Annotated in this window: 18 protein-coding genes and 1 pseudogene; 8 read left to right on the top strand and 11 right to left on the bottom strand. The window is 66.7% G+C overall.

Features of this window, described 5'->3' with window-relative positions:
* Nucleotides 1–20: 20 nt before the first annotated feature.
* From ACFWPK_RS18250 to ACFWPK_RS18240, 3 genes are all read right to left on the bottom strand, one after another.
* Nucleotides 21–440 (bottom strand): STAS domain-containing protein, encoded by a 420-nt coding sequence (locus tag ACFWPK_RS18250; RefSeq protein WP_378917193.1) that lies wholly within the window; start codon nucleotides 438–440, stop codon nucleotides 21–23.
* Between the two features lie 138 nt (nucleotides 441–578).
* Entirely contained in the window at nucleotides 579–1415 is an 837-nt protein-coding gene (locus ACFWPK_RS18245; protein WP_378917191.1) for an RNA polymerase sigma factor SigF, read from the bottom strand.
* A gap of 97 nt (nucleotides 1416–1512) precedes the next feature.
* Nucleotides 1513–1950 (bottom strand): anti-sigma factor, encoded by a 438-nt coding sequence (locus ACFWPK_RS18240; RefSeq protein ID WP_378917189.1) that lies wholly within the window; start codon nucleotides 1948–1950, stop codon nucleotides 1513–1515.
* A 196-nt stretch (nucleotides 1951–2146) separates the two neighbouring features.
* Here ACFWPK_RS18240 and ACFWPK_RS18235 point away from each other — a divergent pair, with 196 nt between their 5' ends.
* The 3 genes from ACFWPK_RS18235 (at nucleotide 2147) to ACFWPK_RS18225 (ending at nucleotide 5219) form a co-directional block, all read left to right on the top strand.
* Nucleotides 2147–4291, top strand: a complete 2145-nt coding sequence (locus tag ACFWPK_RS18235) for a catalase (RefSeq protein ID WP_378917187.1) — start codon at nucleotides 2147–2149, stop codon at nucleotides 4289–4291.
* Nucleotides 4292–4405: 114 nt separating this feature from the next.
* The gene (locus ACFWPK_RS18230; protein ID WP_378917185.1) at nucleotides 4406–4579 is read left to right on the top strand and encodes a CsbD family protein; all 174 of its coding nucleotides are present in this window, start codon (nucleotides 4406–4408) and stop codon (nucleotides 4577–4579) included.
* A gap of 193 nt (nucleotides 4580–4772) precedes the next feature.
* Nucleotides 4773–5219: an anti-sigma factor antagonist gene (locus ACFWPK_RS18225; RefSeq protein WP_378917183.1), complete on the top strand. Its 447-nt coding sequence runs from the start codon at nucleotides 4773–4775 to the stop codon at nucleotides 5217–5219.
* 19 nt (nucleotides 5220–5238) lie between these two features.
* Here the strand turns inward: ACFWPK_RS18225 and ACFWPK_RS18220 are convergent, their stop codons facing one another.
* Entirely contained in the window at nucleotides 5239–6024 is a 786-nt protein-coding gene (locus ACFWPK_RS18220; RefSeq protein WP_378917181.1) for an alpha/beta fold hydrolase, read from the bottom strand.
* Between the two features lie 178 nt (nucleotides 6025–6202).
* Complete coding sequence (locus ACFWPK_RS18215; protein ID WP_378917179.1) at nucleotides 6203–6481, bottom strand: hypothetical protein; 279 nt, start codon at nucleotides 6479–6481, stop codon at nucleotides 6203–6205.
* Between the two features lie 154 nt (nucleotides 6482–6635).
* Between ACFWPK_RS18215 and ACFWPK_RS18210 the strand changes: the two genes are divergently transcribed.
* Nucleotides 6636–7547, top strand: coding sequence for a hypothetical protein (locus ACFWPK_RS18210; RefSeq protein ID WP_378917177.1), 912 nt, complete (start codon nucleotides 6636–6638; stop codon nucleotides 7545–7547).
* Nucleotides 7548–7553: 6 nt separating this feature from the next.
* Here the strand turns inward: ACFWPK_RS18210 and ACFWPK_RS18205 are convergent, their stop codons facing one another.
* The 6 genes and pseudogenes from ACFWPK_RS18205 to ACFWPK_RS18180 form a co-directional block, all read right to left on the bottom strand.
* A complete protein-coding gene (locus ACFWPK_RS18205; RefSeq protein WP_378917175.1) occupies nucleotides 7554–9224 on the bottom strand; it encodes a DUF885 domain-containing protein in 1671 nt (556 codons plus the stop codon).
* Nucleotides 9225–9293: 69 nt separating this feature from the next.
* Nucleotides 9294–9953, bottom strand: coding sequence for a DNA alkylation repair protein (locus ACFWPK_RS18200; protein WP_378917173.1), 660 nt, complete (start codon nucleotides 9951–9953; stop codon nucleotides 9294–9296).
* A 42-nt stretch (nucleotides 9954–9995) separates the two neighbouring features.
* Nucleotides 9996–10637: a class I SAM-dependent methyltransferase gene (locus ACFWPK_RS18195; RefSeq protein ID WP_378917171.1), complete on the bottom strand. Its 642-nt coding sequence runs from the start codon at nucleotides 10635–10637 to the stop codon at nucleotides 9996–9998.
* A 270-nt stretch (nucleotides 10638–10907) separates the two neighbouring features.
* A complete protein-coding gene (locus ACFWPK_RS18190; protein WP_378917169.1) occupies nucleotides 10908–11456 on the bottom strand; it encodes a hypothetical protein in 549 nt (182 codons plus the stop codon).
* A gap of 263 nt (nucleotides 11457–11719) precedes the next feature.
* Nucleotides 11720–12274 (bottom strand): hypothetical protein, encoded by a 555-nt coding sequence (locus ACFWPK_RS18185; RefSeq protein WP_378917167.1) that lies wholly within the window; start codon nucleotides 12272–12274, stop codon nucleotides 11720–11722.
* A gap of 263 nt (nucleotides 12275–12537) precedes the next feature.
* A pseudogene (locus ACFWPK_RS18180) lies at nucleotides 12538–14667 on the bottom strand ((Fe-S)-binding protein); the annotation flags it as partial.
* Nucleotides 14668–14841: 174 nt separating this feature from the next.
* Between ACFWPK_RS18180 and ACFWPK_RS18175 the strand changes: the two are divergent.
* The 4 genes from ACFWPK_RS18175 to ligA all read left to right on the top strand — a co-directional run bounded on the left by ACFWPK_RS18175 (nucleotide 14842) and on the right by ligA (nucleotide 20635).
* Nucleotides 14842–15657 (top strand): NAD(P)H-binding protein, encoded by an 816-nt coding sequence (locus ACFWPK_RS18175; RefSeq protein ID WP_378917165.1) that lies wholly within the window; start codon nucleotides 14842–14844, stop codon nucleotides 15655–15657.
* A 328-nt stretch (nucleotides 15658–15985) separates the two neighbouring features.
* Nucleotides 15986–16810, top strand: a complete 825-nt coding sequence (locus tag ACFWPK_RS18170) for a DUF4129 domain-containing protein (protein ID WP_378917163.1) — start codon at nucleotides 15986–15988, stop codon at nucleotides 16808–16810.
* A gap of 134 nt (nucleotides 16811–16944) precedes the next feature.
* Nucleotides 16945–18597: a bifunctional 3'-5' exonuclease/DNA polymerase gene (locus ACFWPK_RS18165; RefSeq protein ID WP_378917161.1), complete on the top strand. Its 1653-nt coding sequence runs from the start codon at nucleotides 16945–16947 to the stop codon at nucleotides 18595–18597.
* Nucleotides 18598–18643: 46 nt separating this feature from the next.
* A complete protein-coding gene (gene ligA / locus ACFWPK_RS18160) occupies nucleotides 18644–20635 on the top strand; it encodes an NAD-dependent DNA ligase LigA (protein ID WP_378917159.1) in 1992 nt (663 codons plus the stop codon).
* The last annotated feature ends 8 nt before the right edge of the window (nucleotides 20636–20643 follow it).

The raw sequence follows: 20643 nt of genomic DNA, 5'->3' as shown, positions 1-20643 counted from the left end.
CGTGGGCCCGAAACAGCTTCTCAACAGCCGGATTCGGATCGCGACGCCTCATCGATGGACAGGTAGTACCGGAACAGTGGCCGCACGCCGACAAGAACCAGCGCCCGCTCCACTTCGCGACCGCCGGTGAGCAGGCGGATGTCGACCCCGCGTGCCCACGCATCAGCTTTGGCGACGCCGAGCACGGCGGCGACCCGCAGGCTCAGGAACTCGGTATCGCGCAGATCGAGGACCACGACGCGCGCGCCGGAACACACAGCGCGGTCGAGCAACGCACTGAATCGGGGCATCCGCGCCGCGTCGAGCTCGATACCGCCGTGCAGAACCCAGCAGCCCGGTCGCCCCGGGTCGCGCAGCGCCAACTCGGCCGCGGCGGCCGCGGAGCACCCGCGGTACCAGCGCAGGCGGCTCGAATGCCGGCGATCCATGACGACGGACATAGAACCTCCTGTGCGACAGGGCGTTCCGGTTCGCACTACCGACAGGCCATTGCCCGACGGTCAGGGTGCGGCGCACGAGAACCGGGTTCGGCTGGAGGTCTCAACCTCGAACAATTTTGGCACGTGAGGGCGCTGCTGTCACGGCGCGGCCATCGGCTCGGCGAGTGCTTGCTCACGCAACGACGTCAGGGTCCGCGAAAGGATCCGCGAGACCTGCATCTGGGAGACACCCAATTCCTCGGCGATCTGGCCCTGCGTCTTGGACTCGTAGAAACGCATGATCAGCACCCGCCGCTCTTCGGCGGGCAGCTCGGCGATCAGCGGACGAACCGCCATCGCGTCCTCGGTGAGCTGGTAGCAGGGCTCCTCGGAGCCGAGAATATCGGTGATCGGCTGGGTGGAATTGTCGCGACCGTCGTGGGTGACGCCGTCGATGGAGTTGGTCTGGTAGCCGTTGCCCGCGACCAGCGTGCGGGTGACCTCGACCAGGTCGACGCCGAGTTCGTCGGAGAGTTCGTGCGCGGTGGGGAACCGCCCGAGCCGCTGCGACAGTTCCTCGGTGGCGGGTCCGATCCTGAGCTGGATCTCCTTGAGCCGCCGCGGCACGCGCACCGCCCACGTGCGATCACGGAAGTGCCTGCGCACCTCGCCCATGATCGTCGGGATCGCGAAGGACAGGAAGGAGGAGCCGCGGGTGACGTCATAGCGATCAACGGCGAGCACCAGCCCTACCCGGGCGGTCTGCTCGAGATCGTCGAACTGCTCGCCGCGGCCGTTGAACTTGCGCGCGATGTGATCGGCGAGCGGCAGACACAGTTCGATGACCTGCCTGCGCAGCGCGTCGTGGTGCGCATCGCCGGGGGGAAGTGCCCGCAGCTTGTCGAACCACGGTTCGATGTTGTCGTAGCTGTCGCCGCGCGAATGGGATCGCCGGGCGGTCGGACGAACTGCTGCTGTCGTTGATTCCCATGTCATCGCTACTTGCCTCACTTCCAGGCGGTTGCGGATGTGTTCATGGGGTACCCACCGGGACCCGGGGCCATGCCCTATCTACGAGGCTAGTGCGCGATCATCACGATTCGGTCGGTCTGTGCAAACGTCTGATCCAGCCGAATTCGACGGTGGTCGGGTAGCCGTCGCGGGCCGGGTCGAAGGCGGCGTAATCGGTGCGCAGCGCGTCGGTCAGGGTCGCGACGACATGCCAGCCGAAGGATTGCTCATCGAGTGCGGCGGGCTCTCGGGCCAGTGCGCTCACCCGGGCACCGAGCACGCCGTCGCCACCGGTGAACGAGCAGTCGAGCTGGGAGTTCGGGGTCGCGACCAGCATCAACGCGGTGGCGACCTCGTCGAGTGCCAGGAGTAGATCGGTGACCTCGTCGAGCGCGAAGCCACCGACGAGCAGCACGGTCTCGGCGAGTGCGTGCACCATGCTCAGCTGGTCCAGCTCGGCGGGCACCTGGAACCCGACGGTCCTCGAGCGGGGAGCGGTGTCGCGATCTCGAGCTCGCACGCCACCTCCCTCATCACCGACCATTTGGTCGGAGGTTACCCCGTAACCGTCAGGTCACGCCTCGAGCTCATCGCGGGCCGTTACCCGCCGAGATCGGACCGCGGTTTGCCCGGCGAATAACGCGGTAGTCCATCAGAGACGACGGCAGGCCGATTCTCCGAATTCCCCGAGTGCGACGAAGGGACGACGAAATTCCATGACCGAGCACGCTGTTCCGTCCGAATTCACCCACCCGCCTACGCCACCCGACGAGGACCCCGCAACACCCTGCGAGCAGGCGGGCCCCGCACCCGATCAGCAAGGACCCGCACTGCGCGGCCCCACCGGCGCACCGATTCCCGGCGACGCGAGCCTGCGTGCCCAGCAGGGCCCTCGGCTGACGACCCCGCAGGGTGCGGGCGTGGCCGACACCGATCACGCGCTCAAGGCGGGCCCGCGGGGTCCCACGCTGCTGCAGGACTTCCACTTGCGCGAGAAGATCACCCACTTCGACCACGAACGCATTCCCGAGCGGGTTGTGCACGCCCGCGGCACCGCCGCCCACGGGGTTTTCGTGGCCAACGGCGCCGCCGCGTCGCTGACGCGAGCGAAGTTCCTGGCCGCCGACGCGCGCACACCGGTCTTCGTCCGGTTCTCCACGGTGCTCGGTTCCCGCGGATCGGCGGACACGGTGCGTGACACCCGCGGATTCGCGGTGAAGTTCTACACCGGTGAAGGGGTCTACGACCTGGTCGGCAACAACATTCCGGTGTTCTTCATCCAGGAAGCGATCAAATTCCCCGATGTGATCCATGCCGGGAAACCGGAGCCGGACCGTGAGATCCCGCAAGCGCAATCCGCGCACGATACGTTCTGGGATTTCGTCACGCTGCACACCGAGGCGACCGCACACACCTTCTGGAACATGTCGGACCGGGCGCTGCCGCGTTCGTTGCGGATGATGGAGGGATTCGGTATCCACACCTTTCGTCTGGTCGCCGAGGACGGCACGACGAGTCTGGTGAAATTCCACTGGAAGCCGCGGCTGGGCGTGCACTCGATGCTGTGGGAGGAATGTCAGCTGACCGCCGGTTTCGACCCCGATTTCCATCGCCGGGATCTGGCCGACGCGATCGCGGCGGGCATGCCGCCGGAATGGGACTTCGGTGTGCAGGTATTCCCCGACACACCCGATCATCTCTTCGAGGGCATCGATCTGCTCGACCCGACCAAGATCGTCCCCGAAGAACTCGCGCCGGTGCGGACGATCGGCACCCTGCGGCTCACCGCGAATCCGGAGAATTTCTTCGCCGAAACCGAGCAGGTCGCCTTCTGTCCGACGCACCTGGTCCCTGGTATCGAAGTCACCGACGATCCGCTGCTGCAGGGCAGGCTGTTCTCCTATCTCGACACCCAGATCAGCCGGCTCGGCGGCCCGAACTTCACGCAGCTGCCGATCAATACACCGCACGCCGATGTCAACGACCATTTCCGCGACGGCATGCACCAGGGCGCCGTGCACCCCGGAGTCGCTGCCTACAAACCCAATTCGCTGGGCGGTGGTTGCCCCTACGCGGCCAGTTTCGCCGCCGACGCCTATGTCGAATCGCCGACTCCCATTCCGCCGCCGACCGCGAAATTGCGGACCTCCGCCGACAGTGCGGGCTCGGTGTCGTTTGCCGACCATTACTCGCAGCCGCGCATGTTCTATCGCAGCCTGACCACCGGCGAACAGCGAAATCTGGCCGACGCGTTCTCGTTCGAACTCGGCAAGTGCCTGTCGGAGACGATCCAGCAGCGTGGTCTGCAGATGCTGGTCAATGTCGATGACGGGCTGGCCGACTATGTCGCCGGGCAACTCGGGCTCGACAAGCCGACCCCGACCAGCGAACGCGTGGAGCTCGCGCCGAGTCCCGCGTTGTCGCAGCGGCACGGCAGCTTCCCGGTGGACGGGCGGACCGTGGCCGTACTGGTCGATGACACCACATCGGCCGACGCGGTGCAGGAGGTCTCGACCGCCCTGGAAGAGGCCAAGGTCAGGCCGATGGTCGTGGCGGCGCGCGGCGGTGTGATCGACGGAGTACCGGTGGCACGGACGTTCGCGACGATGCGGTCGGTCGAATTCGACGGTGCGCTGCTGCTGGCCGCACCGGATGACCCGAGGGTGAACCTGCTCGTCGAGGAGATGTGGCGGCACGGCAAGGCGATCGCTGCGGTCGGTGCCGGGGTATCGGTGTTGCAGCGCAACGACATCGACACCGACGTAGCGGGAATCACCGTCGCCGATTCCGGGGCGGCCACCAGTGGGCTACTCACCGACCTGGGTGAGCATCGCGCGTGGGCCCGCATCGAAGGCGACTGATCCGCGCCGGACGCCGTGACTGTTTGCATCCGGCAGACCCGGGTAGGCCTTCGATGGGTCCCCAGGACGGCCCACGGCCACCAGTTGGCCGAGAAACAGCCTGAAAGGAATGCCATGGGTATCGCTGACAAGGCGAAGAACAAGGCCGAAGAGCTGGCGGGCAAGGCCAAGGAAGCGGCCGGCCGCGCCACCGACGACCGTGATCTCGAGAACGAGGGTCGCGGCGAGCAGGTGAAGTCGAACCTCAAGGGCGCAGGCGAGAAGGTCAAGGACGCTTTCCGCGACTGACCGGTCATACGCCGCACGGGTCATCGGTCCGCGACGGGCCGATGACCCGCGGTCTTTCGAGACGCATCAGATCCATCACAACCGGTGACACCACCGACTCGGCGTGCTGAAATGGACGCACCAGCCGATCCGGAGCTACCAGGTTCGGCCGGGGCAGTCTGTACGCCTGCCGGTGTCGAGGGATCGAGCACTCGTGAACACCCATTCCAGCGATGGTGACAAGACGTTGCGGGTCGAAGACCCGGAACTGTGCGCGGAGGTCACCCTCCATCACACGGCGACGGTGCTGCACGTACACGGCGAGATCGACGCCTGCAATCTGCTCGAGTGGCGCGCGATCCTCGACGATGCCATCGCAGCCGAGGGGCAGTCGGGTCACCTGGTGATCGACATCAGGGACGTGACCTTCATGTCCTGCCGGGCGATTCTCGACATGGCGACCCGCGCCCAGCAGTGCGAGCTGCGCATGAGTGTGGTCAATCCCGTGCCGTCGGTCACCGATCGGATAATCATCGCCGCCGGCCTCACCGAGTGGCTACCCGTCTACGCCAGCCGCACCGAAGCCATGGCCGCCGCGCGCACGCTACCGCTCCAGCAGTCCGTCCGAACGTTCCCGCCGGCGTCGTGGACGACGATGTAGGCACGGGCAGGCGCGGGGTTCAATCGTTCACGCCGGAATCGGTCAGTATCGGCAGCAACGCCTTGGCGCTGACCATGTGGTCCTGCCCGGCGAGCACCCGATGCGTCGCGTGTGGAATCGCCGCGGCCAACTCCCGCGCCACCTGATGCATTCCGGGCGGGTTCTTCGCCCCGACAACGACATTCACCGGCACCCCGATGTTCTCGAAACGCTCCACCGGGGGAAGTACCTCGGTGATCCCGATGTCGTACATCAGCGTGGGAGCGAGTGCCTTCATGGTCCTCCAGCCGGGAAACAGCGGTAGCAGCGCGACGAACGCACGCGGCATACCGATCCCGTGCAGGAATGTCTTCAGCGCCCGGGCATTGTTTCCCTCGTCGAGCAGCGCGCGTACCTTCTCGGCCAGCTCGGCATAAGACGCCCGCTCGGCCTCGTCGTGCACATAGGGAGCGTCGTAGATCACGACCCTGTCGAGCTTGTCCGGCATCCGAGCCGCGGCTTCGAGTGCCAGCGCGGCACCGGACGAATGTCCGTAGAGAATCGCGCGCCCACCAGCGGCGTCGACAACCGCCTCGATATCGTCGACTTCGCGCTCGATCGCGTACGGCAGCACGTCCCCGCTGTCCCCACGCCCACGCCGGTCATAGTTGTAGACAGTGAATTCGGTCGCGAACACCCCCACGTCGGCGACGATCGGCCGAAACCGCCGGAAACACGTCGCACCGGTGATGTACACCAGCGCGGGCCCGTCCCCGGACACGTCATACGCGAGTTCCGTGCCGTCCTTCGACGTAGCGATCCTCATAACTCGTTCCTCTCGGGTGCCGGGCGCGCGGATCCCTGATCGATCCACTGCCTTCTACCAGTACGACGCCTTCACCTCCCGAAACTCATCGGTGCGGCGAGAAGCCCCGGCCGTACGAGCTGTGCCCGCTTCGCCCGCTGAAGCACGTGCGCGGTTCGACCGCTGTGGCGTCCTGGGGTCACCAGCCGGGTGGCAGTCTCGTGTCCGCCGGACCATTCATGAACGCGGAGATCACGTGATCGGTGAGGTAGAGCCTCAATTCGCTGCGCCACTCGGCGGGGAGATCCGCCGGGACCAGGTCGAGTGCGTCCTCGACCTCGTCCCATATGAGGGGAAAGGGAATGCCGTCGCGCGAGCAGGATTCGACGGCGACCATCAGCTGATCTGTCAGGCGATCCATGTGCGCATTCGATGTCACACTGAATCCCGGGTCGAGAAGGAGCTCGAGATCGTCCATGTGTTTCCCCTTACCAGTTTCGCACCCCTGCTGTGCGCTCAACGTAGGTGACCGATTCGCGGCGCGCGAAATCGTGTGGGGGTTACTGGTCGTTCAGATATCTTTCGGCTGCCGGCTTGTGATCGGCACCCACTGACCGGTGTAGGTTCGACCGATGATCTCCACGGCTCTGTACTGCGGCACTCGCTGGGACGAGCAGGGGCGATGGTTCTACGAGCTGCTCGGCGACGACGGGACCACCGAACTGATGCCCGGTATCGGGACGCGGCTGGCGTTCCGGATTACCGATTCCGGGCGATTCTGCCTGGGGTACAACGGGTTCGGTGGCGGCCGTCGCGGGCGGCTGCCGTGCCCGCGCCGCGCACGCGTCGACGCGGGCCGTCAGTGCGAGCAGTGCCGAATCACCGAGGGCTGGTCGGTGGTGCACAGCCATCGTGGTCCGCTCACGGCATTGCCGGAACAGGTCCGCGACTATATGTCGCAGCCTCACCACCTCTACATCGCGTATTTCGGCGACGGGATGACCAAGGTCGGCACAGCGTCGGCGTCGCGGCGCAATCGGCGTCTCTTCGAACAGGGCGCGCTGGTCGCCCGATTCATCACCGATTCCCCTGATGGACTACATGTTCGAGATCTCGAACGGACGGTGACCGAACGAGCGGGAATCGGGCAGGCGGTCGCCGGTGTCACGAAGACCCGCATTCTGACCAAACCGCTGCGCCCGTGGGCAGCCCTGGAATCAGCCGTCGCCGATGCGGCCGAGCACGCCGCGAGCGCACTGCCCACCGACATCACGCGCACCGATATCGCCTGGTCGGGCGGCCGGGACTTCTACGCCACGATCCTCGAACACGGCCGGTTCCCGGTCGCCACCGAAATCGCCGGGGAGCCAGGCGAATACCTCATCGACGCGGTGACCGCGCACGGCCACACCATCGCGTGCCGGGACACCGCGGGCGCGAGCGAACTCGTGCTGGTCAACGACACCCGCCTGGTCGGTCGCCGCATCGAACTCGACTCCACGATCACGGCGACTCCGGAACCCGCGCAAACCAGCCTGTTCTGAAGACCCTCACGCCATGGCGGCCAGTTGCGCCCGCATCGTATCCAGACCCATTCCACCCAATCGCAAAGCGCGGGTGTGGAATTGCTTCGAATCGAACGCCGCGCCCGCTCGTTCCCTCGCCTCCGCGCGGGCCGCGAGCCACAGGCGTTCACCGAGCTTGTACGCGGGCGCCTGTCCCGGCCACCCCAGGTACCGGTCGATCTCGTCGCGGGCGGTGATGGAATCAGTGACCGTCCGGGTCAGCAGGAACTCCAGGCCGAGGTCGGGAGTCCAGCGCTCGCCCTCGTGGAAGCCGGTGCCCGCGGGGATCTCCCATTCGAGGTGCATCCCGATGTCCACGATCACCCGCGCGGCGCGAAACAGCTGCTGCGACAGCATGCCGAACAGATCGCCGTCGTCGCCGAGGTAGCCGAGCTCGTGCATGAGGCGTTCGGCGTAGAGCGCCCAGCCCTCGCCGTGCCCGGAGACGAACGACATCATCCGCTGGTACCGATTCAGCGAATCCGCCTCGCGCACAGCGGTCGCGACCTGGAGATGATGGCCCGGCACGCTCTCGTGGTAGACGGTGCTGACCTCGCGCCAGGTCGCGAAGTCTTCTTTTCCGGGCTCCACCGACCAGCACATGCGAGCGGGACGGCTGAAATCGGCACTCGGCCCGACGTAATACGCCCCGACCACACCGCCGGGCGGCGCGATCGTGCATTCCAGCTGCACGATCTCGTCGGGAATCTCGAAGTGCTTGTCGCGCAACGTCTCCAGGGCCTCGTCGGACACCTTCTGCAGCCACGCTCGCAGCTCGGACTGCCCGCGCACCCGGTATTTCGGGTCGGCGTCGAGCACGGTCGCCGTCTCGGTGAGTGAGGCGCCCGGTGCGATGCGGGCAGCGACAGCCAGCATCTCGGCCTCGAGCCGGGCGAACTCCGCCCACCCCCAGATATAGGCCTCCCGCAGGTCGAGGTCGGCGCCGGTGAAATAGCGCGACCAGAGCCGGTAGGTGTGCTCGCCGACGGCATCCTTGGCGGGAGCCAGGGGCACGAGTTCGGCGCGCAGGAACTCGGCGAAGTCGGCATAGGCCCGCTGGGCCGTGTCCGCGCCCCGGCGCAGTTGCGCCAGCGGCGCACCGTCGATGTCCTCGGCGGCGGCGACGAAGGTGGTGAAGAACCCTTCCTTCCCGCCGGAACCCGCCCACGTGTCGGCCTGTTCGGCGACTTTGACGACCTGTCGCAGCCCGCTGACCTGTCCGCGTTCCGCGGCGACCAGCAGCGACGCGCGCACACCGGCCAGCGCCGCGGGCACCCCCGAGAGACGCTCGGCGATCACCGACCAGTCCGCGGCGGTCTCAGCGGCCATCACGTCGAACACCATTCGAATGTTCTGCACCGGACTCTCGATCACATTGAGCGCGGCGAGGGGGAGCCCGGCGTCATGGATCTCCACGTCGAGCCCGATGCGCTCGGTGAAGACGGCTTTCGCCACCCGTTCACCGTCGTCGGCGGGTTGCGCGGAGAGTATGGCGCGCAAGGCGTTTCGGGCGATCTCCGCCCGAAGCGCGTGCCCGGCAGGCGAATAGTCGGTCAGGCGATCGTCGTGGCCCGCGATGCCGAACATGGTCGCCGTGACCGGATCAGCGGCCGCGTAGTCCTCGACGTACCGATCACAGATCTCATCCACACCCATTCGGGACACGCTAACGGCCATCGAGCTCCGACGGGCAACTAACGAGCGCGAGTGCGGCGGGTCGGGGCGTCAGCCGTTCTGTCGACGCACCATCTCGGTGATCCAGGTGGGTGCGAACGGGGAGGTGCAGCCAGGGGGAGTCGGGTAGTCCTTCAGGACCTCCAGTCGCTCGCCGATGTCGAGGGCACGGGCGCGGTGGTCGGGATGGTCGATACCGATCTGGGCGAGGCAATGGTTCATCGCCCACTGCAGACGATCGGGCGCGGTTTTCATCCGCGCCTCGATGAGGTCGAGCAGCTTCGTGAGGTCGAGGCCATCGGGCTTCTTGGCGACTCGTTCGGTGGTCAGCGCCCAGCCCGCGCTCGCGACCACCGGGTCCGGGTCGGCGAACCACGCCGTGCGCAGCTCTTCGGCGTGCGGGTTCTTCTTCACGACGTAGTTGACGAGCCAGTCGTGGACCTTCGGGGTGCGTGCCTGGCGGATCATGGCGTCGAGCTCGTCCCGCTCGAAGAGCTTCGGGCGGCAGATCAGCAGCGCGAGCAGTTTCGCCGCGGTGTCGTCGGTGTCCCAGAGTTGCCGGGCCAATACAGGTTGGGTCTTCAGGCGTTTGGCCAGCGCACGCAGCTTCGTGAGGTTGACGCCGTGATCGTCGCCGTGTTTCTCGTTCACCGCGCGCATCTTCGGGTCATCGAGGGCGACCAGTTCGGCCATCACCTCGTCCACCGTCATCTCCGACACCTGCGCCTCTTATCTATTGCTCGTCGGTGCCCATCATGCGTCGCGATCGGTGCGCGCGTTCGAGTCGGGTGTCAGGGAGAACACCGCGACCAGGAAGTCGGAGTCGTCGGTGAAGGGCCGCAGATCCCAGGTCGACAGCAGCAGATCAACTGTGAGACCGGCGGATTCGGCATCGGCCAGGAACTCGGCGAACTCGTAGCCACGGTCCGCGCCGAACCCGATGATCGCCCGGCCGCCCGGCGCGAGATGCCCGGCGAACCCCGCCAGCACCGCCGACCGGGTGGACGGGGCGAGAAAGGTCATCACATTGCCCGCGCACACGATGGCGTCGAAGTCGGGGGCAGGCAGATCCAGTTCGGCGAGGTCGCCGACCAGCCAGGTCGGTCCGGGATAGTCCGCACGCGCCGCATCGATGAGCACCGGGTCGACATCGACCCCCACCACCGTGTGCCCGGCGCCGTGCAGGTAGCCACCGGTCCGCCCCGGCCCGCAGCCCGCGTCGAGCACTCGGCTACCGCGCCCGAGCATCGCGTCGATCAGCCGCGCCTCGCCCACAATGTCCTCGCCCTGCGCGGCCAGGGTCCTGAACCGCTCCACGTACCAGCTCGAATGTGCCGGGTCCGCGGCGGTGAGCTCCTCCCATCCGCTGGGTGTGCGCTCGTTCGACGTGTTCATGATCGCCTGCTCCTCAGGTTCGTCCGCCGAATCACCCTGCCGACCTTAGCCGCGCTGGTAAGAAGGCCGAACCACCTGATCGAAACGGCTCCCGACGGCCGCCCGCCCGAGCGAGGCCGGGTCGGTGCCGTCCGCACATCCACTCCTCTTCCTCGAATTGGTCCTCGAACAGTTCGTGGATCTCCGGCGCAGTCCGACAAGTTGTTTCGATGATGTCCACAGGAGACCTGGTCGCCCGCGGAAGCGACTGTCCCTCCGTCGGCAAGGTGTTCACATCGGATGTGGCTTGGTGGCCCCGGATCCGATCACGGGTGGCCGCCGGGACCCGGCGCGGCGGATCGCGGTGATGATCAGGATGGCGACGCCGAGGATGATGGCAGTGATCGCGATCGCCACGGCGAGCAGGATCGGACCGGCGAACGAGGAGCCGAGGTCGTGGCCGACAGCAAGGGTGATGCCGGGGCCGCCGTCGGTTTCGAGGACGTACATGCCGTCCTGAACTGCGTGGAATGTGAACTCCGCGGTTCCCTCGCGGCTGCCCAGTTGATATGACTGCTCGGCGCCGACGGCCTCGGTGCGCACCACTTGCCCTGTGGGGTCGGTCAATCGGGCCCGCACTGCCTCCGGCGGATCGAGCGTGGCCGCCCCGGGATACTCGAAGTAGACGGTGTAATCGCCTGCCGCGAGTTGCAGATCGCCGGAGCCGGGGACCGTAACACGCTGGTAACGGTCGACGTCGTCCGACATGCGGAAGAATCCGATAGCACCAACACCGATAGCGCCGAGGATTCCGACCACGATCACGAGGACCGCCGCCACGATCCAGCCGCCTGAGGACTTTTGCGGTCGCGAGGGACCTTGTTGACGTGTTCGGCCTTGATGCGAGGTCGGGTAGCCTGCGGGACTGGACATGAGGGAGCCTCCTGTGACCGCCGTACAGTTCACGGCTTCGCGGCTCAACTTATCTTGTCCCACAGACAGTTTCGTAGATGACGGAGCGTGGTCGCACTGAGGTGCAGGCGGCAGTGACCGTCACGGCGTGAGTGGCGGCCGTCCGATAGGCGGCCACCACTCACGACCTGCTACGGCGTCGAGTAGCCGATGAGGGCGCCGATGCCCGCACCGATCGGGATGGTCACCAGTGCGCCGACTCCGCCGAGGAAGAAGCCGAGCACTGCGCCGATCCCGGCGCCGATGAGTGCGCCGATGCCCGCGTTGTGCTGCTTGCGGGCCTGGGTGTCACTGGCCGCGTCGACGAAGTCGGCCATGTTGGCGGTGACGACGGCCGGTGCGGCGGCGGGGCTCAGCGTCGCTGAACGTCCGTCGGCGGAGATGCCCGCCACTAGATCGAAATCGCCTGCGCCGGTGATGATTCGGGTCGGTACGGCGGCGACGACTTGGCCCTCCCGGTTCGTGAGGGTGACCGCACCACCGGCGACACGGAACGTGCCGTCCGGGGCGGACACGGTGAGCCCGGAGCCATCGGCCAGCGGACTCGCGGTGAACGCGACGCCGCTGTCGACGCCCTGCACGATCGGAGCCGCCGCTGATGGTGCGGCCTGCGCGGTGGTGGTGGCCGCGAGACCGACAGCTCCTGCCGCGAGAACGGCGATCGCGCTGAATTTCGAGAAAAGCATCCTGCCCCTCCAGTCTGCCCGCCGAGTCCGGCGGAACATCCTCTGCCGGACCGGATCTCGGTCCGAGGACATTTTCGCATCGTCAACGATTCCGTGGAACCCACCAGCTGTGATACCGGAAAAACATCATCACTTCGACATAAATGGTGAATTACATTGCCATACCATAGATATCGATACGGTTACCGGAAATATTCCTATGCTATGGCTGATTCAGCCTTGGGCTCCTGGACGACAACCAGATTCGCCGACAACTCAGCAGCATCGATACGAGTGATCGAGTCCAACATCAACTGCGAGACATCGACGACCTCGACACCCTCGCCCTGACCCTGCTCCTGGCGTGCGGTCACACCATCGTTGAGCATGACCCGACAGAACGGGCAACCCGTCGCGATCTTGGTCGGGTTGGTCGACAACGCCTCATCGACCCGGTCGACGTTGATGCGCTTGCCGAGCTGCTCTTCCATCCACATCCGAGCACCACCGGCACCACAGCACATGGAACGTTCGCCGTGGCGGGGCATCTCGATCAGATTCGAACCCGACGCTTCCATCAGCTCACGCGGTGCGTCGTAGACCTTGTTGTGCCGACCCAGATAGCAGGGGTCGTGGTAGGTGATGTTCTGCGAGACCGTCGCGACCGGGACCAGCTGCTTCTGGCGCACGAGCCGGTTCAGCAACTGGGTGTGGTGGACCACCTCATAGGTGCCACCGACCTGCGGGTACTCGTTGTTGAGCGTGTTGAAGCAATGCGCGCAGGTGACGACGATCTTCTTCTTGGACTGCTCGACACCCTCGAACACCGAGTTGATGACCTCGATGTTCTGCAACGCCAACTGCTGGAACAAGAACTCGTTACCCGCACGCCGCGCCGAGTCACCGGTGCAGGTCTCTTCCGCACCCAAGACCATGAACTTGGTCCCCGCGGTCGCGAGGAGCTCCGCGACTGCCTTGGTCGTCTTCTTCGCACGGTCTTCGTAGGCGCCGGCGCAACCGACCCAGAACAGGTACTCGTACCCGTCGAAGCTGTCGGCGTCCTTACCGAAGACCGGGATGTCGAAATCGACTTCCTTGATCCAGTTCAACCGGTCTTTGGAGTTCTGACCCCACGGGTTGCCCTTGTTCTCGAGGTTCTTGAACAGACCGGCCAGCTCGGAGGGGAACTCCGACTCGATCAGCACCTGGTAGCGGCGCATATCGATGATGTGGTCGACATGCTCGATATCGACCGGGCACTGCTCGACACACGCACCACAGGTCGTGCACGACCACAACACCTCGGGATCGATGATCCCGCCGATGTCCTCGCCGCCGACCAGCGGACGATCAGCCTCCGCACGATCAGCCTCGGACAGTTTGTCTTCGTCTCCACTGGCGAGCAGGTAGGGCGCCTTGGCATAGGTGTGGTCGCGCAGCGACGTGATGAGCAGCTTGGGGGACAGCGGCTTTCCGGTGTTCCACGCCGGGCACTGCGACTGGCAGCGACCGCATTCGGTGCAGGTGGTGAAGTCGAGCAGGCCCTTCCAGGTGAAATCCTCGACCTTGCCGACGCCGAGCGTGTCGACATCGGGGTCGGCGGTTTCCAGATCGAGGACCGCGCCACCCGACATCATGGGCTTGGCTGCTCCGAGGGCGACGCCGCCGTCGGCCTCGCGCTTGAAGTAGATGTTGAAGAAGGCCGAGATCCGGTGCCAGGCCACACCCCAGGTGAGTTTGCGGCCGATGAGATAGAGGAACGCCGCACCCGCGAGCATCTTGATGAACGCGAAGATCGAGATCATCGGCGGACTGGCCGGAAGCAACCGCGCGACCTGCATCGTGAACAGATCGCTCGACGCGTGCCCGCCTCCGTAGGTGGCGATTTTGCCTGCTTTGAGCAAGACATCACCGAGGCCGTGGATGAGCACGATCGTCTCGATGGCGTATGCGGCAACGAGATCGGATCCGCTGAACCGGGAAAGGCGCTCTGGCCGGCGTGGATGATTCAGCTGGCGGATGGTTATCAGCACCACGATCCCGATGACGGTGGCGAGACCGAGGATTTCCTCCAGCAGGTGATAGCCGAACGTGTCGCCGATGATCGGCCAGCCGAACTCCGGGTCGAAGGTTTGTCCGTAGGACTCGAAGTAGAACACCATGCCGAGCAGGAACCCGACCATCACGAGCCAATGCGCCCAGCCGACGGTCCGGAACTTGTTCATCCGCGTGTGCGCGCCGACCTCGACGATGACGGTCTTCATCCGTGGCAGCACCGGGTGTATCCGTGATCGGTCGGGCTGGCCGGCACGCAGGACGCGGACCATCCGGCTCAGGCCGAGAAGCAGTGACCCCCAGCAGATCACGGTGATGATGGCGCCGATGATCCCGAGTGTGATCGTCGCAGTGCTCACGGTGTTGCCCCCGTTCCGCTGGCCGGTAACGGCATGTTACTGGCCGGTAACTTGATCTCCGGTGCCAAATTATCACCGATTCGACAGCGGCGAAAGCCCCCTTCCGCCATGTGCGCCGGTCGGATTTCGTTGGCAGGATCGAAGGGTTCAACGATCCGAGAGGGAGGGAAACCGATGACAATCCTGGTTACCGGGGCGACGGCCAATATCGGGCGCATGGTCGTGGACCAGCTGATCGCGCGAGGTGCCACCGACATTCGCGCGCTGACCATCAACCCGAGCAAGGCCGCACTGCCCGCCGGGGTTCAGGTGGCCAAGGGGCATCTGGGCAGGCCGGACAGCTTGCCCGCCGCATTCGCGGGCGTCGACCGGATGTATCTGGCACCGTCGCCGGACAACGTCACCGAGGTGCTCGAGCTGGCACGGGCAGCCGGTGTGCGGCACGTCGTGGATCTGTCGGGTGAGCCCGAAAGCTGGTGGGGCAGTGTGTGTAACGCTGTGGAGGCCAGTGGGCTGGCGTGGACCCATCTGTGGCCTGCCGACTTCATGGAGAACACCCTGACGTGGTCCCAGCAGATCCGCGAAACCGATGCCGTCCGGGAGCCGCACCCCGACAGCGCGAGCGCACCCATCGCCATGAACGATATCGCCGCTGTCGCCGCCACCGCTCTACTCACCGACGGACATCTCGGCCGCGCGCACTCGCTCGGGGGCCCGGAGATCCTGTCCCGTGCCGACATGGTCGCCCACTTGGCCGACGCGCTCGGCCGCGACATCACCTTCCGCACCTCCACCCGCGAGGAGACCATCGCCGCACTGGAACCCACGATGGGTGACAACACCACCTGGTACGTCGACAACGTCCTGATCGACTTCACCCCGCCGCCGGAATCCCTGCCCATCACCAGCGTCGAGGACATCACCGGCCACCCCGCCACCACCTTCAACCACTGGGCACACGCGAACGCCGCCCGCTTTCTGACTCCCTGATCGATGCCGGAAGTGGCGGGGCCGCAGTCGGTCCCGCCACGAACCTCATTGCCCCGCGGTAGGAAATGTTGTCGGAAACAAGGAATCGGGGGGCGCTGAGGGAGTTCGACCAAATCTTGTGTAGTCGATTCCTGGCGGGCGGGGGAAATGCCACTATGTGGGCATTTCGGGTGGCATCCAGGGGTTCGGCGGTAGGGCTGTGGGAAAGATATCGGCGCCAATAGGTCGTGTACTCGCGGCAATCTTCTTGATTGTCGCGGCGATCATCGCGCTGCAAGGACGTTTACCTGGGACGGTTGTTCCCAGTGAATCCGGTGGTACTTCGCCGGTGGCTGTCGCGTTGATGCCGGTATTGCTGCTGGTTTCGGTGGTGATCTTGCTCGCGGGAGTCGTTGTCAGTCAGCATCGGCTGCCACTGGCGATGCCCGCGGTCGAGCGTGATCTCGGGGTTCGCTTGTCGTTCAGGCGTTTCACGGTGCTGGCTCCGGTCGCGCTCAGTGCTGTCGCGCTGACGTTCGCGGTGGGCGTCACCATGCTGTTCGTGTTGCCCGGCGCCAGGCGTCAGCCCGATCCGGCGCTGCTGGTGACCGAAGCGGGCACACCGCCGGTGTCGGGCGAGGTCGACGTGCAGGTGATCGACTCGGCGGTCGGCCCGGCGCGCCTGAGCGGGATGGCGTTGCTGGGAGCCGCAGGGCTGGCGGTCGTGCTGATCGGCATCGCGCTGGTCGGTCTCGTCGGCGTCACCGTCGCCGGGCGGCGGGTGCCCCTGGTCGATGGAGTGCAGCTGACCGAGGAGGAGGTGGTGAGTACGGTCGACTCGCTCACCAGGGCCGCCGAGCTGGGCCTGGCCGCGATGAACGCGCCGGGTCAGGATGCGCGCACCGCGGTGATCGCCTGCTATGTGGCGATGGAGGCCGGCCTGGCCGCGGATCGTGCCGCGGCGCCGCTGATTTCGGATACACCAAGGGAAGTGCTGGAGCGAGCTTTCGACAGTGGCGTGCTGCACGACGACGGTGCGCACGAACTGGTAGCGCTGTTCGAGGAGGCCCGGTTCAGTCCGCACGCGATGCTGGGCTGGCAGCGCATCCGTGCCGAACAACTGCTTCGCCTGGTACTCGCCGACCTCCAAGCCCGCGACGAAGTATCCGTGTAGCTCCCGCGACCGGGCTGTTCGTGGCGTGGGCGCGGGGCCGCACGATCAGCGTTTCGTACGTTCGGCGCGATCCGTGCTGGTCGTCGGCGTGGGCGTGCCGGTGATTGTCGTACCCCGGTGCCAGACTCTGGCAGGTGCGATGGGCGATTGCGGAGACGGGCGAGGGCGGCGCTCGGTTGTGTCCGCTCGATCAGGACGGGCACCCGGCGGGACCGGTGCTCGACGAGCCCTCGCTCGTCGAGGCGGTGCGCACCCGCCCCGACGTCGAGCGGTGGGTATGGCGATCCACCGCCGAGATCTACCGAGCCTTGCTGGCGGCGGGCGTGTGGGTCGAGCGGTGCTATGACGTGCAGGCGGCGGAGTCTCTGCTGATCGGGCACGAGGAAGGGCAGTCGGGGCAGGCGCGCTCGCTGGCGGCGGGCTGGGCACGGTTACACAACCTGGCTGTCCCGCCGGATGCTCCGGTACGGGCCGCCGAGACGCAGCCGTCGCTGTTCGAGTCAGGTCCGGTGCCGCTGCCGCCGGGGGTCGACGAGTTCACCGCATTGCTGGCGGTCTACGCCGGACAGGTCGCCCGAACTGCTCGCACCGAGCATCCCGAGCGCATGCGACTGCTGCTCGCCGCCGAATCGGCCGGCATGCTCGTCGCGGTCGAGATGGGTCGGCTCGGAATTCCGTGGCGCGCCGATGTCCACCGCGAACTCCTGGATTCGATGCTGGGCGAGCGCTTTCCGGGTGGATCGGAACCGCGGCGGATGGCGGAGCTGGCCGAGCAGGTGTCGCGCGCGTTCGGGACCGGGGTACGGGTCCGGCCCGACCTGCCCGCCGACATCGTCAAAGCCTTCGGCCGCGCCGGAATCCTGCTGTCCTCCACCAGGAAATGGGAGCTCCAGCAGATCGACCACCCAGCCGTCGCCCCGCTGCTGGCCTACAAATCGCTGTACCGCCTCTACACGGCGCACGGTTGGTCCTGGCTGGAACAGTGGGTGCACGGCGGCCGCTTCCGCCCCGAATACCTACCGGGCGGCACAGTGTCGGGGCGCTGGACCACCAACGGTGGTGGCGCACTACAGATTCCGAAGGTCATCCGGCAGGCGATCCGTGCCGACCCAGGATGGTCGCTGGTGGTCGCCGACGCCGACCAGATGGAGCCGAGGGTCCTCGCGGCGATCTCGCGTGACCAAGGGCTGATGGAAGTGGCCGGTCGTGGCGAAGACCTGTACGCGGATCTGGCGGCTCGTGGATTCGGCGGCGATCGGGACCAAGCCAAGATCGGGCTCCTCGGCGCCATCTACGGACAGACCTCCGGCGATGCCCTGACCCACCTCGCCGGCCTGCGTCGGCGGTATCCGGCCGCCGTGGCCTATGTCGACGACGCCGCGCGCGCCGGCGAGGAAGGCCGCCTCGTGCGTACCTGGTTGGGGCGCACCTGCACGCCGTTGTCGGTTGGGCTCGACGAGATCGACGCGCCCCAGGACACGCGCGCCGATTCCGCCGCCCGTGCCCGCGGCCGCTTCACCCGGAACTTCGTGGTGCAGGGCAGCGCCGCCGACTGGGCCCTGCTGCTCCTGGCAGGCATCCGGCACGCGATCCGCGACCTCCGCGCGGAACTGGTCTTCTTCCAGCACGACGAGGTGATCGTGCACTGCCCGACCGAGGAAGCCGCGGCGGTGGCCGAAGCGATCGCGACCGCCGCCGACACCGCGGGCCGGATCGCCTTCGGGCAGACACCGGTCCGGTTTCCGTTCACGACCGCGGTGGTGCAGTGCTACGGCGACGCCAAGTAGCACTCCGTGACGTGAGATGTCGGTGGGTATCGGTAGCGTCTTGTCCGTGGAAACAGGGGAACGCATCCAAGAACTCGCCGACCGGATGGTCGCGCTGCGCGACGCCTACTACCAGGGAGCACCGCTGGTCGCGGACGCGGAATTCGACGCGATCGAAGACGAGCTGCGCGCGCTGATCGAGGCGCATCCCGACCTCGCGCCGGACCCGAATCCGCTCGAGCAGGTCGGTGCGCCCGCGGTGCTGCACGCCCCGGTCCGGCACGCGCGGCCGATGCTCTCGCTGGAGAAGGCGACCAAGCCGGAGCAGGTCGAGGCGTTCTTCGGTCGTTTCCCCGGTCAGTCGGTGGTCGTGATGCCCAAGCTCGACGGCTTATCGCTGTCTCTGGTCTTCGAGAACGGGCGGCTGGCGCGTGCCGTGACCCGCGGTGACGGCACCACCGGTGACGATGTGACCCCGCTGGTCCGTGCCCTCGTCGACGGGGTTCCCGAGCGGATCGACCTTCCCGGCCGCGTCGAAGTGCGCGGCGAGGCGGTGATGCTGCGATCGACCTTCCTCGCCTACAACACCGCGCACCCGGACAAACCGCTGATCAATCCGCGCAACGCCGCGGCGGGCACCCTGCGGGCGAAGGACCCGGCCACCGTGTCGGAGCGGCGCCTGCAGTTCTTCGGCTTCGACTTGGATACCTCGGCCGACGACGCCGCGCACGACCTGGGGGAAGGGCTGCGTGCGATCGGGGTCGCGGGTGCGCGGATGCGGCTGTGTGCCGACGCCGCGCAGGCGCAGGCGGCGATCACCGAGATCGAGCAGGGCCGCAACGATCTGGACTACGACATCGACGGCGCGGTGCTGCGTCTGGCCGACCGTGATGCCTACGCGGCGGCCGGAACCCGGTCGAACTCCCCGCGTGGTGCGCTGGCGTTCAAGTTCGCCGCCGAGGAGAAGACCACCTTGCTGCGCGAGGTGATCTGGGACGTCGGCAAGACGGGCAAGATCGTCCCCGTCGCGTGGTTGGAGCCGGTGTTCGTGGGCGGCACCACGGTCACGAAGGCCACGCTGGCGAACCAGGAGGTGATCCGCGCCCGCGACATCAAGGTCGGTGACACGGTGCTGGTGCGCCGCGCGGGTGATGTCATCCCGTTCGTGGCGGGTGTGCTCGACGCCGCCAAGCGCACGGGCGAGGAACTCGAGATCATCTCGCCCACCGTCTGCCCCTCGTGCGGTCAGCCGGTCACCGAACAGGGCAACAGCCGAGAACTGTTCTGCACCAACGTTTCCTGTCCCGCGCAAACCGTTCGCAGGCTGATCCACTGGGCCTCGCGCGCGGCAGCCGACATCGACGCCATCGGGGGAGTGTGGATCGAACGCCTCGCCGAGGCGGGCATTCTCGAAAGCCCGTCGGACTTCTACACACTGACCAAGGAGCGGCTGCTCGAATTCGACCGCGTCGGCGAGATCTCCGCCACGCGCATGATCGACTCGATCGACGCCAGCCGCCAGGTCGGCCTGCGCCGCGCCCTGATCGGCCTTGCCATCCCGATGGCCTCCGACGGCACCGCCGCTCGCCTGGCGCGAGCAGGCTTCGGCTCGCTGGAAGAGGTCGCCGACGCGGGCGAGGAACGACTCGTGGCGGTCGAAGACATCGGCCCGAAGGTCGCTGCCTCCCTGGTCGCGCACCTGACGCGACTGCGTCCGGAACTGGACCGCCTGCGCGAACTCGGCGTCAGTCTGGATGTGCGCGAAGAGGACCTGCCGCCGGTCATCGCGGCAGGCGCGCCCCTCGAGGGCAAAACGGTGGTGATCACCGGGGCGATCAGCGACCCGCGCTCCGGCGAGAAGGTGGCCCGCCCGACGTTCCAGCGACTGTGTGAGCAGGCGGGGGCGACGGCGGCCTCCTCCGTCTCGGCGAACACCGACATGCTCATCACCGGCGCGGGAGTCGGCGACAGCAAGCTGGCCAAGGCGGAGAAGCTCGGCGTCGAAGTCGTCGATCAGGGCGAGATCTGGACCCTGCTGATCGACGCGAAGGTCATCTGACTGACAGC

Origin of the sequence: Nocardia sp. NPDC058519 (genome assembly GCF_042719755.1) — a bacterium.
Lineage (GTDB): Bacteria > Actinomycetota > Actinomycetes > Mycobacteriales > Mycobacteriaceae > Nocardia.
The sequence above is the reverse complement of the archived record's forward strand: the minus strand, read 5'-3'. Positions and strand labels throughout refer to the sequence as shown.